Source organism: Amycolatopsis sp. NPDC114503 (assembly GCF_055633655.1).
In genome coordinates this window covers 23,161-41,900 of sequence record NZ_JBVKDT010000011.1, presented here as the reverse complement: position 1 = coordinate 41,900, position 18,740 = coordinate 23,161, and the positions used below count along the sequence as shown (strand labels likewise).

Below are 18,740 nucleotides of genomic sequence, written 5' to 3'. Positions count from 1 at the left end.
GGGATCGGCCTGTCAAGCCTTCGCCGTCTTCGGGCGGGGTTTCGGCCCGCTCCACACTCGCCTTCCGGATGCTCAGCCGCACCCCGACGACTGACGCTCCCAGCACTTCACCGCGAATCCGGGCCGGCGATGCCGTCCCCCGGGATGCCCGCCGGAGCCGCGAACGCAGAACGGCCCGCCGACTGCAAAGTCAGCGGGCCGGGACGGTCAGCGAGAAACGTAGTTCGCGAGCGCGGCGTGAACAGTGACCGCGTCCGCGTGCGCAGGTTGCGTTGAAAGGATCGCGCATCGTTTCGAGCGCCGCGCCTGGTTGTCGGCGGTGCCGCCCTACGGTCACCGGCGCGGGGCCGAGGCTCTGGACCTCGTCGAAAGCCGGACACGCCGCGCGCCTGGTGGGGCCGAGGTCATCCTTGCGGCGATGCTTCGGCGGCGAGGTGGGCTCGGACCGCTTCCGGCAGCGCCGATTCGGCGTCCGGCGGGAAGATCCCGAGGCGCTTCAGCTCGCTTTCGACCCACAGATACAGCCTGATCGCCGGGCCGTCCCCGTCCATGGTCTCGGCCTCGAGCCTCCGCAGGATCGGATGAGGGCTCTCGTAGGTCGCCATCGTCAACGCGCTGTCGACCATGCGCATCACCTCGGAGTACCTGAGCGGGACTTGCTTGGCCGGGTCCTTGATTCTCCTGGTGCTGCTGTAGCTCATCACCGCTCGAACGATCGCGTCCTGCGTGACGTTCACCTTCCGCACCAGCGCCGGACCGTTGCAGGTCTCGCGCAGCGTCTGCTTTCCCATGCGGACTACTCCACCAGAGGACGGACGCCCAGTCTGTTCACCGGTGGACGAAACCCCGAATTGGATCAAGGCTCCGCCGACTGGTGAAAGGCGCCGCCGGCCGGGCCAGCCACCCCGAGATTGAGATCGCCCTGGCCACCCGGGCCGCCAGCACGACTGCGGCCAGCTCCGTCACGAAGCCAAGGATGCAGGAGACCTCCGCGCTTGCCTGCGGCGGCCCCGGCCGGTCGTCGTTGCCGCTGCCGCTGCCCGGTGTTTCGTTGGCGATCATCGTCAGCCTGCCTTTCAAAGCGTGCGTCGTGCAGCCTGGCGCGCGGGATGCAGAGCGCGGGACGTCGCGAGGACTGCCCGATCCGGCACGGAGGGGACGGTCCTCCTCGCAATGACTCCTTGACGGACCACGGGGCCCCGTCCGCTGCCGGGCGAACAGCACAGGATGGTCAAGCCCGCTCCATGCGCACCGCACCGGCAGGCGGAACCTCCCTCACGGCCAAAGGGGGCTTCGCTAGGCGGCGGTGTGCCGGGTGAACGGGTCGAACCCGTCCTGGAGGTAGGCGGTCTGGCCGGTGCGCACGGCGTCGAGGCACGCGGCGACGCGGCGCGCCATGTGCGGCTGGGATTGAAGCATGGCGGCGGCTTCGTCGGGGTCGGCGAGCCTCCAGTTTTTGAGCTCGCGGTGGTCGGTCACGCGCAGCGCGGCGATCCGGGCGTCGTCGAGGACGCCGCCGTCGAAAACGTGGTTGAGCAGCGCGGGTTGGCCGTTGGGCTGGGGCGGTCGCCAGTCGACGGCCAGCAGCCGGACGAGCGGCGCGTCGATGCCCAGTTCTTCCTTGACCTCGCGGCACGCGGTCGCCAAAGGAGGTTCGCCCTCGTTCGCTCCGCCGCCGGGGATCTCCCATGTCTCGGTGCCGTAGGTGGTCTCGACGAGCAGCACGCGGCCGCGTGCGTCGCGGAAGATGACGCCACCGCTGGCGATGTGCTTGGGCAACCGCGCGAAGTGCTGGGCGGGCGGCAACTGCTCCTCGGTCATGCGCCGCGAGGCTACTCACCTCGTCGGGCCGGGCGTCGACCAGTGCCGGGTTACGACGCGGGCGGGATCTCCCTCAGCTGGTCGTCGGCGAGTTCGTAGGCCAGTGCGCAGCGGCGGCAGTACAGCTGGCTGTCGAGGGTGTGGCCGCAGTGGCAGGCCCAGCCGGTGGCGCGGGCGGGGTGGGCGTGGACCTCGGCGTAGGGCGGGACGTCGCGGTGGACCACGGCGCCGATCCCGATCTTGGCGTACTGCCCGATGTCGACGCCGCCGGCCACGACCGCCCCGGCGCCGACAGTCGCACCGTGCCGCACGGTCACGGGTGCGGGAGTCCAGTCGCCGGGGCCTTGGCGTTGTCCGTCGGAGCGGATGGCGCGCGGCGCGCGGTCTTCGGTAAGCACGGCCCGCGGGCAGATCATGACGCCGTCCTCGATCCGGGCGCCGAAGATGTCGGCGTGATTGCCGATCTTGACGCGGTCGCCGATCCGGGACCGTTGTCCGATGTAGCAGCCTTTGCCGAGCGTGCAGTCGTCGCCGATCTCGACGTCGTCGGCGACCTCGGCCTGGCGCCAGACACGGGTTCCGGCACCGATTCGCGCGCCGGGGTCGACGTGAGCGCTGGGGTGGATGACCGCTCCGGGGTCGGTGGCGGCGGTGTCGGTGGTCATGGGGTGCCTTCCGCTGGGGTGGCGAGGTGGTCGATGAGGTGGCCGAGGGTGGCGGCGGTGGCGAGGACGCGGTCGGGCAGCGGCCTGCTGGTGGCGTGTTCGAGGGCGACGGCGAGGGCGACGCGGTCGAGGGAGTCGATGCCGAGCGCGTCCAGCCGGTCGTCGCGGGTCAGGTCGCCGGGGTCGCGGCGGCAGGCGTCGGCCGCGGCGAGGAGGACCGCGGATTCGGGATCGAGGGGTCGGTCGGGCATGGGCGGGTCTCCAGGCGTTCGGCGAGGGCGAGCAGGGAGGGAAGCGCCTCGGCGACGGGGGCGGCGGCGAACAGCCGGGCCATCGCGTGACCGGCCGGGTCGCAACCGTGGAGCAGGGCGGGCAGCGCGGCGGCCAGCAGCGCGGCCAGCTGCCGTCGTCCGGAGCCGGGTGCGGCGAGGTGGTCGGCCAGGCCGTCCAGGGCGGCGGGGGTGAGCAGGTCGGCGATCTGCGGTGCGGGCATCGGGCGGCCGGGGCGGTAGGGGTGGGCGGCGAGCGAGCCCGGTTCGGCGATCTCGTCGGCGACGAGATCGGCCATGAGCGGGGCAAGCAGGACGCCGCACCGGTAGGTCGCGGTGGCGAGGAGGATCCGCGGGTCGGCAGTCGGACCAGCCAAGGGGAGATGGTCGAGGGTGTAGGGCCGGTAGCCGACCTGGGCGCGCAGCAGGTGCGCGCCGGCGAGGCGGTGCTCGACGACGCGGGCTGCGTCGGCGGCGAGAGTGGCGATCTCGTCCAGCGTCGCCGGGGCAGCGGGATCGGGGGCGAGGGCGAGCCGGTTGGTCGCGCCGAGGTACACCGTCCCGTCGGCGCGGGGGACGAGATGCGTGCCGCAGGCGAACGCGGCGTTCGGGGTGCGGACGGTGTGCGCGACCCGCACCGGGGTCCGCAGCAGCAGGCTGACCCCGCGCCCGGCCAGCACCGGCGGGACCCCGAGGTCGCGGGCTTGTTCGCCCACCAGAGCGGGGATCCCGGTTCCGGCGGCGAGCACCACTTGGCCGCAGGCGACGCGAGTGCCGTCCGCGCACGCGATCCGGATCGCAGTCCGGCCCGGGGCGACGGCGGTGGCGGTGGTGTCGTGCCAGCGGGCGCGGGGATGGGCGGCCACGGCGTTCCTCCGCCTGCGGGCCGGACCGGCGGACCGGCCGGACCCCGCGCTGCGGCGGGTGTTCATCGTCCGCGAGCGGATGGACGAGCACCTGTGGAATCTGGTGCGGCACCTGAACTCCTACCGCCAGACCGACGCCGCGACCGCGGCCGCGGTCCGGCGGCTGCTGGCCGAACTCGCGCGGACCGATCCGGACGACGGCGGGCACCGAGACCTGATCGCGCAGCTCAGCAGCGAGTTCTCCGGCTGGGACCAACGCAGCAGCGTCACGCTGTGGCTGGCGGGCGAAAGCGTGCGCGCAGCGCTGCACGATCATCCGCAAGGCACCGCAGGCCGCCAGTAGACCGCGCTCGCCCCGCATCGGCCGAACTCGGCGTCTCCGATTCCGCCTCGCCGGAGTTCTTTCCGGCACCGGTCACCGTTCTCGGCGCAGCCTGTCGCGCTCCTCCACGAGGAATGCGACGACGTCGTCGCGGTCCAGGACGACCAGCACGTCGTCGACCTCGTGCAACGCGGCCGCGACACAGTCGTCCGCGATCCGCGCGACCTCGGGGTCGCCGCTGGCCGCGGTCAGCTCCTCGGGACGCGTTCGGCCAGCCACTGCGCTGCGGAACAGTCGGCCGCCTGCTCGTAGTCGAGGCTGTTGACGGTCATCTGCATGTCATGCGCGAGTTCGCGTCCGCGTTCGCTCAGCTCGTTCCCGCTGCGGATCCCGTCCGCGTCGAGGCCGGTCTCGGCGCAGATCTCCCCGGCCTCGGCCGGCACCTCCGACATGATGCGGTTCGCTCCAGCCGGGGACGGCACGCCGGAAAGCTTCCACTGCAAGGAATTCCGGCAGCAATCGTCATCCCTGCCGACCCGCAGCTCTCCGCGGCACAAGTGCAACTCCAGATACACCGGGCAAGGATCGCCGGTCGCATCGACCAGAAAGAACACCGGGGGGAGATTCCCCTCGTAGTCGTCCGCCCGAAGCACCGCAACGTCTCGCGCGGCCGTCGGCCCTTTCTCCGTCATGCCGCGTCCCCCGTCTCGCCGACCGAGACGGCAGCGGGCGCCCGGCGACCGGCACCGGCAGAATCGACAGGACTGGCTGTCCGCACTGACACCATCGCGCGCTCCCAGGGCTCGCTGACCATGGGCCAGCGTCCATGCCACCGGCCCCGCGACCCTCGCGCGAACGAGGACTTCGGCGTAAACCCAACCCCGGAACGCCACGGCTCAGCCCTGTCGCCGCCAGCACGGCGGAGTCCGGTCCCGCCTCCGCAACAGTTCCGGCCAGCAGGCAGGACCTTCGCGCCGACAGAGAACCCGGCCCGCACACGATGTCCGCCGACAACTGGCGCCGAGCCGGAGACGCCTCAACTCCGACCAGCGAGTATTCCGAGGCCGAACGGGAATGCGACGGAAATGCCACCGCCCTGGCTGACGACATCTCCCGGACGGCCGGTCCGGTCGCAGTCTTCCGAGGCCGCGCCGCCGGCGAGTCTGTCCTCCCGGAGGAGGGAACCGGGCTGCGAATGTGTGTGCTGGGAAGCGATCCGCAGCCCGGCCGACCAATCCCTACGAAAGGCAACGTTCTGCCTCTTCCCCACGATAGAGCATTCCGCATCCGCACGACGCGTTCCGATTATCGCAATCCGAAATGCAATAACAGGAATTTTCCCCACCGCCGCCTCGCCGACCGTCTCCCGGCCAAAGCCGAGAGAGGAGGCCGGCCGGATCCGGCGAGCGATTGCCGGAGCGCGCCGAACGCCGCCGAGCAGGCCAGGCAGGCATCGGGGAGTCGTGCCCGGAGGGTGGTAGATTCGCGGCGGGGAACGCGCGGACCCGTCTCCGAGCCGATCGACTCCCACGTGGTCGCGGCGCTGAGGACAAGCTGGCCTTCGGGTTTCAAGCGCACGAGAGCATCCTGCGATCGGACGGCCATCTGCCGACGAGCCTCGCGGGGCGACGTGGGCTCCCCGCAGAAGGAACGCCAGATGGGCAACCACAGCCTGCGCGACTACCGCGCCGACATCCGCCGGTACATGGCCGCGCACGAGGTCAAATACACCACCGCCAAACACGCGGTCGACGCGGCCCGCGCCCTCGCCGCGGCCGAGAGCATCACCTATGACGCCGCGCTGCGACGGCTGGACGCCGAACACGCCGCAACATTCCAGGACAGCGACTTCCGGGTCGGCGGCCGGATCGAGCGTTACCCGAGTTCGCAGCACCTGCGCGTGGCCCGTCGCGACGGCCATGTCGAAGTGCGCGCCAGCGCGCTGGAGGGCACCCCGGCCTATGCCGCGACCGCGATCCGGTTCACCGAGGACCAGTTCGACCGCTACCAACTCAGCGCCCGCGACGGCGGTCCGAACGAGACGCCGCTGGCCATCGCCTGCGATCCGGACGGCACCTACACCTACCGCAACGCCGAAGACGAACGGTCCGGCACGCTGACCTCCGACAAGAACGGGTTTCTCGCGTTCCTCGACGGCGTGCTGCGTGGCGACTTCGGCGGCCCCGAGCACGGAACCAGCGACGGGATCGGAGGCACTGGCCGACCCCGGCCGGCACGCGAGCGCGGGCTGATCGCCGTGCCCGATGCGGACGAACTGCTCGACCGTCTGCGCGGCGTCAACGACGCCCAGCACCTGGTCGACAAGCTGTACCCCCGCATCCTCGACCACGCGGGCCGAACACTTACACCGGAGGACGTCGTCGCCGCGTTCCACCTGGCGGGCTTGAAGTACACGGAGGAACTGACCCGCCACGGCGGCATGCCGAACCCCCTCCTGCTGGGTTCGTTGATGCACGAGAACGAGCGGCGGCTCCTGGCCGCCGCCTTCGACGGCGACGAACGCGACCGCGTCCAGGACGCGTGGCGGAACATGCGCGCGCCGAGCTGACCGTCACGACCGGGTCGCCGACGACCGGTCCCGGCATCGCGGAGCGCCGGGCTCAGGGAGCGGGATCGCCCGGGTCTGCGGGCGTTCATTGGCCTTGACCGGACCATTCCTCGACGCTGAGGAAGGTCTGAGGCCAGGCTGCGATGGTCATGTGGAATTTGGTCTGCACGGGGACGTCGCGGTACGCGATGGGCGCGCCTTCGGTGAACAGCAGCTCCAGCCAGCTGGGCAGGCTGAGGCCCGGAGCGGGAGCGGTCGCCTGAACGTCGTCGGGTGCCGTGCCGGTGTCGGTGACCGGTTGCAGCACCATGAGGATTTTGGCGCGGTGGTCGTACTGCTCGCGCATGACCTGCAGCCATTCCGGTGCCACCGGCACGGGGGCGAGGCGGTGGTCGCGAGGCTCGTCGGCAGGCCGGTGGTTGGCCAGCGGCGAGTATCCGCGGGCGATCGGCGTGATGTCGTCGGTTCCTTCGCGCAGCAGCTGTTCCACGAACGGTAGGTGCTCGATCTCGCGTTCGGCATCGGTGTGCACGACCAGCGTCGGAGTGTCGTAGCCGAGGCCCAGGGAGCGTGTCTGGGCGACGAACGTGGTGAGCTGAATGGTCATCGGACGCTTTCTTGTCGGGAAGTCCTCATGGAACGGGCGGTCGGACGACCTGGTCTGCGGAAAGGATGACCGCCGATCAGGCCGGGCGAGTTCGCGGGCTGGTCATCCGGTCGCCGTGGTGTCCCCGGGCTTACGCGGTGCCTTGGGGTGTTCGGCCCAGAATGTTTGGTCCAGCGGAACTTCGCGGACGTCGTTGCGGGCGGTCGGTGTCCAGGCGACGGACCAGTTCTCGGCGGGCACCTTCTCCGGCCGCCCGGCGCGGGCCGCGCTTTCCGTGGGCCAGACGTTCAGGCCGTCGATCTGGCCGGGCAGTCCGCGGTAGCCGAACCGCCGGGTGTCGGATACGCCGAGCCAGGCCCCGGGCCACCACGATGTCGCGGCCTCCGGGGCGGTCGCGATCAGGGTCTGCCGCCGCTGCTCGACGACTTTCCGCGCTCGTTCCTGCTCGGGCCACAGGCTGGGGTCTTGCAGTTCCAGCGGGCGGCCGTGCTGGGCGTCTTCGAGACGGCACGCCCGTTCGACGGCGCCCTGGCAGTCGGCGAGCGCCGTCCGGTACGCGAATTCTTCCGGATCGCCCGGCGGGCGGACGGGGCTGGTCGCGTCCTGGTCCTGGTTCATCAAGGGCTCCTTCGGAATCTGTTCGGTCGGATTGGGGGACGGGCGCGACGGGCGGTCACACGTTCACTCCGTCTGCTCGGGCGAGAGCGTGCAGGTCCTGCCCGTTGCCGAGGGTCGTGCCCTCCGGTTTCGCGATGAGCCAGCCTGCGAGGATCCGGACGCGGCGGGGGCGCGTTCGGGGCAGAGGACGCGGCCGGTCCGAGCGGCCCGCCTCCCGCGAGGTAGCCCTCGGCGAGGTCATCGTCGTCTCCTCCGGTCGTGGGGGTCTGTTCCTCGTCGCTTGCCGCTGCGCGTGTCCCGGGCTTCCGGACCTATTAGAACGGCGGATCGTCCGGTCCGGCCGGGTGCACGCGGTCGGGCCAGATGCGCGAGGCTACGGCTTCGCCTGCCGGTTCGGGCCCGCTGATCTGGGCGATGGGGGCCTGGTCCTTCGGACGTGTCGCGCCGTCGCGCAGGATCGCGCGCGCGGCGGCCACCAGGTGCCGGTCGGCGGCGGTCGGGCCGTGGCCGACGATGCGCCGCGCCCCGTCGACGAACGCCTCGGCCTGCCACCGCAGCAAGTTGCGGTCCAGGCCGTACAGGACGGTCACGTCGACGGGGCGCGGCGGCGTTTTCCTCCCCGGGGCGGCATGCGGGTCGTCCCAGTCCGGATCGCCGCCCACGTAGGTGTAGTGCGGAGCCGACCCGCCGCTGGTGGCTGCCAGCGATCGGCAGATCGCGGCGGCGTCGAGGATGTCGAGCACGTCGTGCCGGCGCGACAGCGGGGGCGAGTCGACGACGCGTCGGCCCGCGCGGGGCCGGGCGTGGGTCAAGCCGACTGCGTCGAGTTTGGACAGCGCGGACGCCGCGGTGTTCATCGAGACGCCGTAGGCGGACATCAGCTCTTTCTGGGTGGGCACCTTTTCGCCCCAGCGCAGGTAACCGCGATGGATCGCCACGAGCAGGTCGGCGGCGATCGTGGCGGCCGTAGCCGACATGGGCGGCTGCGGAACCGGCAGGTCGGGGCTTCCGGGGTCGGCGGGCGAAGAGTCGGTCACGGACTTATTTAACCACGTGATCTAGATTAGGTAGATCAGGGATCGGGTGACGCGAAGCCGGGGCCGCGCCCGAGGGGCTCCGCCGGTCTCGCGTTCGGGTGCCGCTGCTCAGCCGTCGACTGCGGCGAACGGCTTGCGGCACACTCCGCAGATCACCGGTCCGTCGTCGAGAACGGACGGGTACATGAGCGCCTTGCGGGGCGGGGTGCAGCCGCAGGCGATCGTCTGGCGCTGGGGCTTCGCGGTGCGGGGCGTCTCGGGCTGGTGCTCGTCGTCAGCGTGCTCGATCGCGGCGCGGAGGCGGGCGACGACGGTTTCGTACCTGGCCCGGGCTTTCGGCGTGGGGTTCGTCTCGGAGAAGCCGAGCCGTTCGTGCTGCGCCACGTCCAACCCCAAATCCTGTGCCAGAGTCACGAAGACGTGGTTGTGATAGCGGCCTTCGCGGGTCGTGTCGCGCAATCCTCGTTGCTTCGCGACCGCGTGGGCTGCTTGGTGCAGCAGAACCCCGAGCACCGCGGCGGCTCCTGCCGACACGGCTGCGCGCGGGACGAACACCACGCGTCTGGCCGGGTCGTATCGGCCTTCGGCCGGTGTGCGCTTCGCGCCGACCTCCACGGTGGCGTCGGGCACGTCGGCGCCGTTCTGCCGGATCGCCTGCCACACCACGGCGAGCGCGGTCCGGAGATCGTCTGGCCGGTCGGTGTCCGAACTGCTCATCCTCGTCCTCGTCCTCGCCGCCGGGCCCTGGGCGGCCGGGTCCGGGTGCGGACGATAGCGGCTCGCCCGCGCCCGGACCCGGAGGCCGGGAACTCCGTGTCTCAGATCGACCGGTGCGTTGTCCCATGCGCTCGACCGCACGGGTTGCGGACCCTCACCTCTTCCGTGGTCGGGGTTGTCGGACGACGATGTCGCTGGCAAAGGAGGTGAGCCGCGCTTGCTCGGCGACGCCCACCGTCACTCGTCCCGCCACGGTCGTCACCACGGGCCGCTGTGCCTCCTCGATGCCGACCTCGCCGCCGATGGTGCTCACCTGCGCCATGTCGAGACCGGCTCCCGTGCACAGCACGGACGCGTGCACGGTGTCGACGGCGATGCTCGAACCCTCGGGCACGAACGCGGCGATCCGCAGCGGCGCGATCCGATCCTGGTCGAGAGCGCCGGGCGAGGTCAGCGCGTCCAGGACTGTCTGCACGCGCGCGCCCCGGGCGTCGGTCACCGAGGCGATGACGTTCATTCGTCCGGGCATGGAGGTCGTCTCCGCCTGGCCGATGACGTCGGCAAGGCCCTCGTCGATCCCCGGCGTCAGGGGCTCCAGCACCACTGACGCCGTCTCCGTCTCGGCGATCGTCTCCACCCGGATCATCCCGGGCACCAGCGAGACCACCCCGAGCACGAGCGGGCCCGGCCGGGTGTGGACGTGGACCCTGCGCAGGGTGCTCACGCTCACGCCCCTTTTCGCGTCGGCCATGCGGCGACCTGCGCGGTCACCGTTGCCGTGGTCGCCGCGCGGCGGGCTCGGCGACCGGCTTCCGCGAACAGCGCGGACGCCGCCAGCAACCAGGCGATCTCCGGGGCGTCCGCCGCGATTCCTCGTCCGGCCGTGCGGACGGCGGTCCACCTCAGCACCGCCGCGCAGGCTGCTCGCGCGTCGGCCACCTCGTCCAGGGCGGTGCCGCGCGTGCTCGACCAGATCGGGGATCGCCGCAGTGCCCGGTCCGCAAGCTGCAGCGCGAACCCCATCACCCGAAGCTCCGGGGCGGCGGGCGAGCGCGTGCCCAGGCAGCGGCTGGTGGCGCGCGCGGCTGCGAGCCAGCTGCGCCGGATCACCGGCGGGCCGAAGCTGGCCGCGGTCGCCTGGGCCGCTGCCAGCAGCGCGATCGCGTCTGGATGACGCCTGCGGACAAGGCAGAACGCCTGGTCCGTCGCCCGCGCGGCCACGCGGTCGATGAGTGGTGTCGTGGTAGACATGGTGTGCTCCTGAACGGGTTCCGTTGTCGCAGATGTGAGCTGTCGGGAGTCGGCCGGGGCGCCATCGCACGTGGCTCCCGGCCGCCTTTCGTTGTCGGCCGCCGCCGTGTCGGGCCGGCCGTCATCCCCCTTCCGCGTCGGATGCCGCCGCGCTCCGCAGCGCTTCCGGGGTGTGCAGCACAGGCACGACGCCCGCGAGCCGGACCGGGACGCCTGTCGCGCGCTCGCCCGGCGCCGTCGCTTCGCTCGGCGTCCGCCCGCTGCCGAATGCCGCGACGCGCCCGTTCGGCAACTTCCAGAGCGCCAGGTAACAGGCGTTTTCCGCCGACAGAGTTTCGGGAGGGATCTCGCGCGCTTCGCGCATCTGAATTTCCGATCTCACTGCACTATCCAGCCGGAAGCCCTTGTTCTCTTCCGGTTCCGGCCTCCGCCCCGGTCCGGTCCGGTCGGCGTTTCCTTCGCCGGAGCTCACCGGATCCGCGTCCCTGCGATCGATGTCCACAGTTGCGTCAGGGTGTCGACCTGCTCTTCGTAGTCGCCGACGATGTCCATCGGGCAGCCCTCGAACCCGCTGCCCGCCGACAGCACAGCGCGGTCCGCTTCTACCGGCACGCCCCGGAAAACCTCGCGGACGCCGCGCTCGTGGCTGCCGAACAGCACCGCCAGTACCCCGTCGTCCGGGTCCCCGAAGTCCAGTGCGCGCCCGTCGGCGAGGAGGCGGGACCGCAGGTCGTCGCGCCAGCCGGAGTAGGCCCGGTCCAGCAGCGCGGCGCCTGTCTGCACCCGCTCGGCCAGCACCTTGCGCGAATCCGGCCCGGCGACCAGCCCGGCGCGCAGCCCGGCGAGGTCCGCTGTGAGCAGAAGGGCGTTTTCCACAATTTCCGTCGCGTTCATGCGAAGCTCCTTTTCCGTTGTCGCTCCGCGAGCTTAGCAGATTTGTCGCGTACTGCGACAAATATGCTAGCGTGGTGATGCGGGACGGCGGGGGAATGAGCCGTCCTCGCTCTCCCGAGTCCGGCCCCGTCGACGAAAGGCGCACAGACCATGACGAACACATCCGCTTCCGGCCATCCGTTCCCCGCGTACTGGCTGGTGCCCGCCGCGTCCGGCGACCTGCCGACGTGGCAACGCGCCGCGGCGACCGCCGAGGCCGCCGGGATGACCCTCGCGAAGTTCGCCACCGCCGCGTTGACCCAGAAAATGGCAAGCGGGGACACCCTGATCTCCGTCCAGGTGGAGGACCCCCGGCCGCGCACGGTGAGGTTCAACGGGCACTGGCTGGTCGAACCGCGGAGCGCGCGCGACGCGGCGCGCGACGCCCTCGATCCCGGCGGCCCGGACTCCTGGACCGTGGGGATTGCCGAAACCGCGCGCGGGCGGTTCGCACTCGTCCTCTATCACTACGAACTCACGAACGAATTGAGCGTGTTCGACTCCCTTGAACAGCTCGCCGTCGCAACCGAAACGGACGAACGGGTCGAGTCCGAAGATGTCGAGTGCGCGCGAAAGGAAATGACACGACGGCAAGAAGACGCGGCCAACTACCTCGACATCTGACCGGAACCGGCCGCTCGGCCACGCGTCCGGCGACTCGCCGGAGGAACCGTGCTGGGATCTACGCGCGCCGCCCCGGCACGCGCGGGCACCGAGTCCGCCAGCGCAGCAGAAGCACGGCCGTTTCTCACCGTTGCCCTGCTGTGCGCCGAAGGTCGCGCAGCTCTCGGAGTTCGTCGTCCAGGGCCCGGACCGGGCAGAACACCGCGCCGGTCGGCGTTGCGTAGGCAGCGAGGGGAAAAGCCCGGCGATGGTCACCGACGTAGGCGTAGCCGGGATCCGCCCGATCGGATGCATGCACGATCATGGCGCTGTGCCGATCAGGACCGCCGTCGCTGCTGCCGATCCGGACCGGCCGGGCCGGGAGTGGACCCGGACCGAAATGCGGCATGCGTTCCTGCGGGCGACCGCATCGTCGCCGCCGACGTGGTCAGGAGCGTTCATGATCATGGAGGAACTGGACGAACGCGATTTCGCGAGAGCGACGACGACCGTGGTCTCCCTCGGAGCCCAGCTCAACGACCACGGGGCCGCTCTGCTTGAGCAATGGGACCGCGCCGACGATGTCTGAGCCCGTGTGCGCACTGGTTTCCCCTGCGATGCAACAGGCCGGCAGCACCGCTGCGGCGGCGTACGGCTCCCGGTCTCAGGTCCGGTCGTCTTCCGTCCAGCGCCGCAGGGCGTCGTCGGCCTGATGCGCGGCACCCGTGGCGAGAAAGGACTGGTCGTCGTCGTGGGGATGCCCCTGGACGATCGCGTAGTACACGGCCGCCTGGCCGGTGTCCGGCGATGTTTCGGCCAGGTGGTCGACCTCGATCGCGCGGGTGGTTTCGATGCGCTCGCCGTCGCACATGCTCGCACGGACTTCGGTCCTGAGTCCGTCCGGCAGTTCCGCTGCCTTCGCTTGCAGCCGCGCGATCACCTCGCCGATGTCCACGGATCTCCTTCCTCGATCGTCGCCGTCGCTTGCGGATTCTGGTCGCCCGGCTCGCCGCTTGTGCTGGTGATCAGACAGCCGCAGGCGGGAGTTGCGACCTGGTCGAACCGCGGCGACAGCGTCGGCTCCGCCCGCCGGCGGGCAGGGAAGCTCGCTGCGCGAGCACCGTGGCGGGATGCGCAGGGACGGCGTCGCCCACCCTGGCCCGTGGTCATCGCCGGCCTCCAGTCGTTGCCGGGACAGGACAGCCCCTCGGCGGCCGGGGGACGCGGCCGAGGGGCTGTCGGAGACGAGCGGGGGGGGGAACTCGCCGCCTGGGTGGCACCAACGATCGTGGTAGACCGCTCAGCGAGGATCAATCCGCCGAACGGGGTGAAACAACGCCGATGTGAAAACCTTCACGGAATCGCACGGTCTGCCTCAATGTCGTAGGTGAACAGCACTTTAGCATCGCAGACATGACGAGTATCACCACGTTCGTTGAAGTACGTACGTACCTAGACGATCGTCCTGCTGCGAACAACTCTGGTTCTTCGTGGCCTGCCGCTCGATCATCGCCAGGTGCCGAGGATCGTCTTGACCGCCGAGTGGGCCGCCGCCGAGCTCGGCCGTCGAGCCCGCGCTCGACGAGAGCTGCTCGGGCTCTCGCAGGAGGACGCGTCCTACCAGGCGGGTGTGTCGGTCACCTGGTGGAGCGACTTCGAGCGGGGCACCCGCACCCGGGCCGAACTGCCCCAGCTGCTGGGCGCGGCGCACGCATTGGGAATGGACTCCGGCGAATTGCTCAAAGGCCTGCTGCCCGACACGGTGCGCGAGCCGGCTCAGGTGCACCAGACCCGACCGCGGCCCCGGCGCTGACATTGCCCGCGAACTGACTGTCCAGCCGCCCGTAATGAGTTCTAAGCGCCGGGCGCGGCCGGGTCGCTCGGCGCCTGCTCCAGGGCGGCGCGCACCGTGGCAATGGCCCCTTCGACGATCGCGGGCGCTTGCCCCAGTGCGGCGTCGAGCCCGGAGATCCAGTCCTGCGGGACTTGGTCCGGACGGCTCCGCAGAGCCTCGAACGGTTCCCGGGCGCCCGGGTCGGAGGCCCATTTCCTGACCTCGTCGAGGCCGACGCCGCGGATCGCCGCCGCCATCAGGTAGCAGCGCAGGACCTGCTCAGCGCCTCCGGCCCAGAAACCCTGGTCCCAGGGCAGGTCGAGCGCAGCGACGAGCTGCTCCGCGCGTGCCTGCGCCGTGGCTGGGTGAATGCAGTCGATCGGCACCGTGTCCACCAGTCGATCCTCCCTCTTTGCGGGCTGTGCTCGGCGTTCCCGGCGCAGGTCGCCCGGTCCGCTGTCCGCAACGCCCCGCCGCGATTTCGAGGTGAGGGTGGCTGATCCGCACGCCCGACCGCGCCGCCGACACGTAGCAGCGGAACGGCTCCCCCGGACCCGGTGGCAATCGCCTCCGCCATCGTGAACCGAGTTCACTGGAGACAGAACGTCCCCGTGCCGACGAGTCGCTACCGTACCCGTCAGGAGCCCCTCGGGCGCGGGCCTGGTCGAGATGTTGGCGCAGCTAGCGGGGACGATGTTGCGGGCTGGCCCGGGTGAGTCCGGCTTCCGGGCACCGGACGTCCGGGGAGCGGGACATCCCCTTGGCGGTGCAGGTGGTCATTCGGGCTGCCGCCCGCCCGCCTCAGCGGACGTCGTCAGCTCCCCTGAACGCTCGTCACCGCCCAGGGCAAGAGCTTCCGACCGATCCCACTCGCGGACTGCTGCTCGTTCGCCGAGGAAGTACCCGAAACCGATCGCGCCGAGCAGCGCGAGGCCGACGACTACGGCTATGCCCACGAACACCACGACGGTGCGCGGCAAGCCATGGGCCACGACCACGACAACCACGGCGAGCTGCGCCAGCACGTAGCCCGCGACGGCCCACCGCCTTCGGCGGTCGTTGCGATCGCGCGCGTCCAGCAGCCGCCTGTACCGAGAGCCCGGTGCAGTCGTCGCCCGTGCCGGTTCGTCCGGTCCGATCTGCGGCATATCTGATTCCCCCTTCGGTTTGCGCGGAGCTCCGGCGCATGGACGTTCTCCGCTCGGGCCGGGGGAGAGGTGGCCCATGCCTGGCCGCGCGCTTCGACTCCGCGACCGGTGGCGAGCATACTTGGGTCCATGGGGGACGACAGGAGAATTGCCATTCCGGAAGGGCCGCACGGGGGGCCGCCGCTACAACAGACCCTGGAGTGGGCGCGGCAGAAGGCATGGTCGTTGCGACACATCGCGCGCGCCTACGCCGGGAGCACCGACGACGCGATCTACGCACCCGAGCCGATTCCGTTCGACACCGCAGCGATGACGCTGGCGCCGCTCGTCCGCGCGATCCTTGACGGGCGTCACGGTGGTTCGGGGCCTCTGTACTGGCACGGTTTGCAGTTCTCGATCGGACGATTCACAGACGGGCGGGGAAGTCCCGATGAGTTGAAGATCGAGCTGAAGGTCAACGCGCAGGACCGCTGGTGGTGGGACCTGGCCCCCCTCGACCCGGCGTGCATCGAAACCGGCCGCGAAAGCCTCATCACGTCCACTCTTCGTGACGCGGCGGAGTCTGCGGGCGCACGTGCCGATCGGTTCTACGGTGTGGCCACCCGGATTCGCGCGGATCTGTTGGCGAGTCTCCCTCCGTTGCCTCCGGTTGAGGTGTCCCCGGGACCGGCGTTGCAAGCCAAGATGACGGGCGCGCTGCCGGGCACGGCCGCAGCTCGGCATCAACAGACGACGAACCGTCCTGGCGAATTCGGCCCGCGCCGCTGACCACAGGTTGTCAGGTCACGAAGGCGAGCTCGCCCAGCTCGGCCCCACCGGCTACCGGCCACTGCACGCCGCCCTCGGAGATCCCGTTCTACTGGCCGATCAAGGAGAACCCCGGTGACCAGCACCAAGACCAGCGCGCCCTCCACGCACCAGTGCGGCGCCCGCTCCGTCGCGCTGGCCAGCGCGACCCGTATCGGCGGCCGCGAGTCCAACGCCGACGCCGCCAGCACCGAAGGCAACCCGCTCGGGATCGGCGCGGCGGTGATCGACGGCATCGGCTCCAACCCGGCCGTGGTCGCCGCCGCGCGGCGGGCCGCCGACACCGCCGCGGTCGTGGCCTCGCACCGGGGCGCGCAAGCCGGGATCATGGCCGCGGCCGACACCATGCCCGACTACCCCGGGAGCCCGAACGCGGTCGGCGCGGTCGCATCGATCGAGCGCGGCGGACGCATCGAGATCGCCCACGTCGGCGACGCCGCAGTCTGGGCCTGGTCGCGTTCGGCCGGGCTGCGGCGCTGGACCGCGGGTGAAACCGCCGGCCAGCACGTCGCGCACATGCTGCGCAACCCCGGTCTCACCGACGCCGACCGGGCCGTCCTAGCCCAGCACGGCGACGACGTCGTCAGGGCGCTGGACGACTACGTGCTCAACGGCCTGGTCTACGCGACTGTCTCGACGATCTCCTGGACCCCGCTGCGCGGCGAACTCGCCGACGTCGACACGATCATCCTGACCAGCGACGGCGTCCACAAACCGTTGTCTGCCAACACGATTGCCGAATTCGCCGAGCGGCACGTCGGCGACGCGCAGGGGCTCGCCGACGCCCTCGTCGACGCGGCGGTGGCCGTGCCGCGCAGCGACCCGGACGAGCAAGCCGACAACGCCACCGCCGCGGTGCTCAGCATCGCCCGCACGGACTGACCGACCTGCGGAAGGGGAACACCGCCATGGGCACCATCGAGATCCTCACGATGGTCAACGACCTGCGCGAGCGAATCGCCACGACCCGGCGGCAGCAAAACGGGATGTGGCCGAGCATGGAGTACGCCAGCGTCGACGACGTACAGCGCAACGCCGAAGCTCGCCAGCCCGACTTCGTGATCCACCGATGGGAACGGGAGATCGAGACGCTGGAGCTGCAGGTGCCCACGCCGACGTCTCCGGAAACGCCGGCAACCTGCTCGGGTTCCTCGAGGCCAACGTGGCTGCGGGCGTACCGCGGCAGGTTCTCCCCGGCGACACCTTCGGCCGGATCGTCGCGTGGATGTGGAGCCACGACCGCGACGAAACCGTGCTGCTGCTGGCCGACTACCTCGCCGAGCTCCATCAACCTGCTCGGCAAGCCGGGCCGGTCGGTCCCTGGTCCAGGGCGGTGCGGTCCTACGCAGTCGACCCGGCCGGAGCGGGCACTTCTGGCGCGGGTTCGGGTGGCCGTTCGTCGGGGGTGAGGGGCGGGACCGGGAATCTCTCCGGGTTGGCGAACACGTATGCCTGGGCGAGTTCGATCTGGTCGGCGTTGACGCGGGCGGCGTCGCGGACCTCCTCGGGTGTGCATTCGCCGATCGCCAGGGCGGTGCGGATCCTCGCTTCGCGGCGCGACCAGGCGTGTTCGGCGACGAGGCCCTTGCCTGCGGCTTCGTCCCATGCGTCCGCGGCCTCGGCGAGCCTGCGCAGTGTCTGTTCCCGGCGCTGGGCGGTCAGGCGCTCGTGAATGCGGACGGCGCGTGCGGTGTCGGCGAGGATGGTCACGGCGGCGGCCAGATCGTCGTCGGCGAGCCCGTCGATGCGCAGCACGCGATCACGGTCCGCGACCCAGGCCATCCACCATTGGGTCCCCGGCCCGTCGTCCGGCGCCTTCGTGCGGAAGCCTCCCGGAACCGCGGCCCACGCGCACGTCCCGCGGTGGATGTGCCAGGCGTTGGGGTCGAGGGAGTCCTGCCGGGACCACCGGCAGTTCCAGCGGACGGTCACCGTGTCGTCGCCGACGCAGACCTCGACGCTGCGTGTCCAGCCCTCGATCCGCGCGCTCAGCGCCTCTTCCACGCTCATGCCCTGCATGGCGGCTCCTTCGTCTTTCTCTTCTGGCAAGGAATGGGTGTTTTTCAGCGCTTCTGTCGCGGAGGATGGTGGGCGCGGCGGCAGGCGAGGCAGTGGCCGCCTTGCTTCGCGCCGGTCGCTGTGCCGCACCAGTCGCCGCCGGGGCAGGTCTCGTCGAGGACTGCTTCGAGGCGGTCGCGGAACTGCTCGTCCCATCGCGCGCGGCCTAGACGGCGTTGGCGGTCATGTCGACCGACTTCGCGGCCTGGGCCAGCGAGAGCCCTTTGCGGAGGCCGTCGAACAGGGCCTGCTGGTCGCGGGGACCGAACCGGCTGGCGGCGATCTTCCTGCGCCACTGTTTCGAGCTCGCCGAATGGGCCGCTCGCGGCGCAGGGGTGCGGCTGCCGTAGCGATAGCGGGTGGTCAGCGAAAGCTTGGCCATCAACGCTCCAGGAGGGTTGCCGGATCCGGCCGGGATTTCTTCTCCGGCCACTACCCCCGCCGGCGCGGGGAATCGCGCGCGAACTTGCGCGCAAGAGTATGTGCTGAAAGACCCCCGCTGGCGCGGGGAACGGTGCGCTTGGCAGCTTACCCGCTCTCGGCACCGTCATCAACGGACAAGCGCGGACTCTGCGAGCCCGGTTCGGGGACCCTCTCGGTCGGCTCAATGCCCTG

General features: G+C 70.9%; 31 protein-coding genes. 7 read left to right on the top strand and 24 right to left on the bottom strand.

Annotated features, from left to right (window positions below; translation table 11 throughout):
* Positions 1-404: 404 nt before the first annotated feature.
* The 6 genes from ACZ7OI_RS36925 to ACZ7OI_RS36900 all read right to left on the bottom strand — a co-directional run bounded on the left by ACZ7OI_RS36925 (position 405) and on the right by ACZ7OI_RS36900 (position 3,621).
* On the bottom strand, positions 405-791 hold the full coding sequence (locus tag ACZ7OI_RS36925; RefSeq protein WP_470268733.1) for a hypothetical protein: 387 nt from the start codon (positions 789-791) through the stop codon (positions 405-407).
* Between the two features lie 37 nt (positions 792-828).
* Positions 829-1,062 carry a hypothetical protein gene (locus ACZ7OI_RS36920; protein WP_470268732.1) on the bottom strand — a complete coding sequence of 78 codons (234 nt, stop codon included), beginning with the start codon at positions 1,060-1,062 and terminating at the stop codon, positions 829-831.
* Between the two features lie 234 nt (positions 1,063-1,296).
* Entirely contained in the window at positions 1,297-1,821 is a 525-nt protein-coding gene (locus ACZ7OI_RS36915) for an NUDIX domain-containing protein (RefSeq protein WP_470268731.1), read from the bottom strand.
* Positions 1,822-1,871: 50 nt separating this feature from the next.
* Complete coding sequence (locus ACZ7OI_RS36910) at positions 1,872-2,486, bottom strand: DapH/DapD/GlmU-related protein (protein ID WP_470268730.1); 615 nt, start codon at positions 2,484-2,486, stop codon at positions 1,872-1,874.
* Positions 2,483-2,737: an acyl carrier protein gene (locus ACZ7OI_RS36905; RefSeq protein WP_470268729.1), complete on the bottom strand. Its 255-nt coding sequence runs from the start codon at positions 2,735-2,737 to the stop codon at positions 2,483-2,485. Before ACZ7OI_RS36905 ends, ACZ7OI_RS36910 begins: the two co-directional genes overlap by 4 nt.
* Complete coding sequence (locus ACZ7OI_RS36900) at positions 2,656-3,621, bottom strand: NAD(P)/FAD-dependent oxidoreductase (RefSeq protein ID WP_470268728.1); 966 nt, start codon at positions 3,619-3,621, stop codon at positions 2,656-2,658. The genes ACZ7OI_RS36905 and ACZ7OI_RS36900 overlap by 82 nt, the downstream gene beginning before the upstream one ends.
* On the opposite strand from ACZ7OI_RS36900, the gene ACZ7OI_RS36895 reads away from it, so the two are divergent.
* A complete protein-coding gene (locus ACZ7OI_RS36895) occupies positions 3,587-3,964 on the top strand; it encodes a hypothetical protein (RefSeq protein ID WP_470268727.1) in 378 nt (125 codons plus the stop codon). The two genes, ACZ7OI_RS36900 and ACZ7OI_RS36895, sit on opposite strands and share 35 nt — an antisense overlap.
* 72 nt (positions 3,965-4,036) lie before the next feature.
* Here ACZ7OI_RS36895 and ACZ7OI_RS36890 read toward each other — a convergent pair whose 3' ends face one another.
* Positions 4,037-4,222 (bottom strand): hypothetical protein, encoded by a 186-nt coding sequence (locus tag ACZ7OI_RS36890; protein ID WP_470268726.1) that lies wholly within the window; start codon positions 4,220-4,222, stop codon positions 4,037-4,039.
* The gene (locus tag ACZ7OI_RS36885) at positions 4,192-4,635 is read right to left on the bottom strand and encodes a hypothetical protein (RefSeq protein WP_470268725.1); all 444 of its coding nucleotides are present in this window, start codon (positions 4,633-4,635) and stop codon (positions 4,192-4,194) included. Before ACZ7OI_RS36885 ends, ACZ7OI_RS36890 begins: the two co-directional genes overlap by 31 nt.
* A gap of 965 nt (positions 4,636-5,600) precedes the next feature.
* Between ACZ7OI_RS36885 and ACZ7OI_RS36880 the strand changes: the two genes are divergently transcribed.
* Positions 5,601-6,512: a hypothetical protein gene (locus ACZ7OI_RS36880; protein ID WP_470268724.1), complete on the top strand. Its 912-nt coding sequence runs from the start codon at positions 5,601-5,603 to the stop codon at positions 6,510-6,512.
* A gap of 85 nt (positions 6,513-6,597) precedes the next feature.
* On the opposite strand, the gene ACZ7OI_RS36875 is transcribed toward ACZ7OI_RS36880, so the two are convergent.
* The 9 genes from ACZ7OI_RS36875 to ACZ7OI_RS36835 all read right to left on the bottom strand — a co-directional run bounded on the left by ACZ7OI_RS36875 (position 6,598) and on the right by ACZ7OI_RS36835 (position 11,636).
* A complete protein-coding gene (locus ACZ7OI_RS36875; protein ID WP_470268723.1) occupies positions 6,598-7,119 on the bottom strand; it encodes a hypothetical protein in 522 nt (173 codons plus the stop codon).
* A gap of 102 nt (positions 7,120-7,221) precedes the next feature.
* Positions 7,222-7,737: a hypothetical protein gene (locus ACZ7OI_RS36870; protein ID WP_470268722.1), complete on the bottom strand. Its 516-nt coding sequence runs from the start codon at positions 7,735-7,737 to the stop codon at positions 7,222-7,224.
* A gap of 55 nt (positions 7,738-7,792) precedes the next feature.
* Positions 7,793-7,978 carry a hypothetical protein gene (locus tag ACZ7OI_RS36865; protein WP_470268721.1) on the bottom strand — a complete coding sequence of 62 codons (186 nt, stop codon included), beginning with the start codon at positions 7,976-7,978 and terminating at the stop codon, positions 7,793-7,795.
* Between the two features lie 73 nt (positions 7,979-8,051).
* Positions 8,052-8,774, bottom strand: a complete 723-nt coding sequence (locus ACZ7OI_RS36860; protein WP_470268720.1) for a GntR family transcriptional regulator — start codon at positions 8,772-8,774, stop codon at positions 8,052-8,054.
* Positions 8,775-8,882: 108 nt separating this feature from the next.
* Positions 8,883-9,491 (bottom strand): hypothetical protein, encoded by a 609-nt coding sequence (locus ACZ7OI_RS36855; protein WP_470268719.1) that lies wholly within the window; start codon positions 9,489-9,491, stop codon positions 8,883-8,885.
* A gap of 154 nt (positions 9,492-9,645) precedes the next feature.
* A complete protein-coding gene (locus ACZ7OI_RS36850) occupies positions 9,646-10,215 on the bottom strand; it encodes a hypothetical protein (protein WP_470268718.1) in 570 nt (189 codons plus the stop codon).
* A gap of 2 nt (positions 10,216-10,217) precedes the next feature.
* Positions 10,218-10,742: a hypothetical protein gene (locus ACZ7OI_RS36845; protein ID WP_470268717.1), complete on the bottom strand. Its 525-nt coding sequence runs from the start codon at positions 10,740-10,742 to the stop codon at positions 10,218-10,220.
* 121 nt (positions 10,743-10,863) lie between these two features.
* The gene (locus ACZ7OI_RS36840) at positions 10,864-11,106 is read right to left on the bottom strand and encodes a hypothetical protein (protein ID WP_470268716.1); all 243 of its coding nucleotides are present in this window, start codon (positions 11,104-11,106) and stop codon (positions 10,864-10,866) included.
* A gap of 104 nt (positions 11,107-11,210) precedes the next feature.
* Positions 11,211-11,636 (bottom strand): hypothetical protein, encoded by a 426-nt coding sequence (locus ACZ7OI_RS36835; protein ID WP_470268715.1) that lies wholly within the window; start codon positions 11,634-11,636, stop codon positions 11,211-11,213.
* A gap of 150 nt (positions 11,637-11,786) precedes the next feature.
* Here ACZ7OI_RS36835 and ACZ7OI_RS36830 point away from each other — a divergent pair, with 150 nt between their 5' ends.
* A complete protein-coding gene (locus ACZ7OI_RS36830; RefSeq protein ID WP_470268714.1) occupies positions 11,787-12,299 on the top strand; it encodes a hypothetical protein in 513 nt (170 codons plus the stop codon).
* A 124-nt stretch (positions 12,300-12,423) separates the two neighbouring features.
* Here the strand turns inward: ACZ7OI_RS36830 and ACZ7OI_RS36825 are convergent, their stop codons facing one another.
* On the bottom strand, positions 12,424-12,603 hold the full coding sequence (locus ACZ7OI_RS36825; RefSeq protein WP_470268713.1) for a hypothetical protein: 180 nt from the start codon (positions 12,601-12,603) through the stop codon (positions 12,424-12,426).
* A gap of 6 nt (positions 12,604-12,609) precedes the next feature.
* Between ACZ7OI_RS36825 and ACZ7OI_RS36820 the strand changes: the two genes are divergently transcribed.
* Complete coding sequence (locus ACZ7OI_RS36820; RefSeq protein WP_470268712.1) at positions 12,610-12,867, top strand: hypothetical protein; 258 nt, start codon at positions 12,610-12,612, stop codon at positions 12,865-12,867.
* Between the two features lie 75 nt (positions 12,868-12,942).
* Here ACZ7OI_RS36820 and ACZ7OI_RS36815 read toward each other — a convergent pair whose 3' ends face one another.
* Positions 12,943-13,233 (bottom strand): hypothetical protein, encoded by a 291-nt coding sequence (locus ACZ7OI_RS36815; protein ID WP_470268711.1) that lies wholly within the window; start codon positions 13,231-13,233, stop codon positions 12,943-12,945.
* A 561-nt stretch (positions 13,234-13,794) separates the two neighbouring features.
* On the opposite strand from ACZ7OI_RS36815, the gene ACZ7OI_RS36810 reads away from it, so the two are divergent.
* Entirely contained in the window at positions 13,795-14,091 is a 297-nt protein-coding gene (locus tag ACZ7OI_RS36810) for a helix-turn-helix domain-containing protein (RefSeq protein ID WP_470268710.1), read from the top strand.
* Between the two features lie 41 nt (positions 14,092-14,132).
* On the opposite strand, the gene ACZ7OI_RS36805 is transcribed toward ACZ7OI_RS36810, so the two are convergent.
* Positions 14,133-14,507: a hypothetical protein gene (locus tag ACZ7OI_RS36805; protein WP_470268709.1), complete on the bottom strand. Its 375-nt coding sequence runs from the start codon at positions 14,505-14,507 to the stop codon at positions 14,133-14,135.
* Positions 14,508-14,888: 381 nt separating this feature from the next.
* The gene (locus tag ACZ7OI_RS36800; RefSeq protein WP_470268708.1) at positions 14,889-15,260 is read right to left on the bottom strand and encodes a hypothetical protein; all 372 of its coding nucleotides are present in this window, start codon (positions 15,258-15,260) and stop codon (positions 14,889-14,891) included.
* Between the two features lie 129 nt (positions 15,261-15,389).
* On the opposite strand from ACZ7OI_RS36800, the gene ACZ7OI_RS36795 reads away from it, so the two are divergent.
* Entirely contained in the window at positions 15,390-16,028 is a 639-nt protein-coding gene (locus tag ACZ7OI_RS36795) for a hypothetical protein (protein WP_470268707.1), read from the top strand.
* Between the two features lie 114 nt (positions 16,029-16,142).
* Entirely contained in the window at positions 16,143-16,949 is an 807-nt protein-coding gene (locus tag ACZ7OI_RS36790; protein ID WP_470268706.1) for a PP2C family serine/threonine-protein phosphatase, read from the top strand.
* On the opposite strand, the gene ACZ7OI_RS36785 is transcribed toward ACZ7OI_RS36790, so the two are convergent.
* From ACZ7OI_RS36785 to ACZ7OI_RS36775, 3 genes are all read right to left on the bottom strand, one after another.
* Complete coding sequence (locus tag ACZ7OI_RS36785) at positions 16,927-17,355, bottom strand: hypothetical protein (protein ID WP_470268705.1); 429 nt, start codon at positions 17,353-17,355, stop codon at positions 16,927-16,929. The genes ACZ7OI_RS36790 and ACZ7OI_RS36785 overlap by 23 nt on opposite strands.
* 53 nt (positions 17,356-17,408) lie before the next feature.
* Positions 17,409-18,086, bottom strand: a complete 678-nt coding sequence (locus ACZ7OI_RS36780) for a hypothetical protein (RefSeq protein WP_470268704.1) — start codon at positions 18,084-18,086, stop codon at positions 17,409-17,411.
* Positions 18,087-18,291: 205 nt separating this feature from the next.
* Positions 18,292-18,507, bottom strand: coding sequence for a hypothetical protein (locus ACZ7OI_RS36775; RefSeq protein ID WP_470268703.1), 216 nt, complete (start codon positions 18,505-18,507; stop codon positions 18,292-18,294).
* Positions 18,508-18,740: the final 233 nt, after the last annotated feature.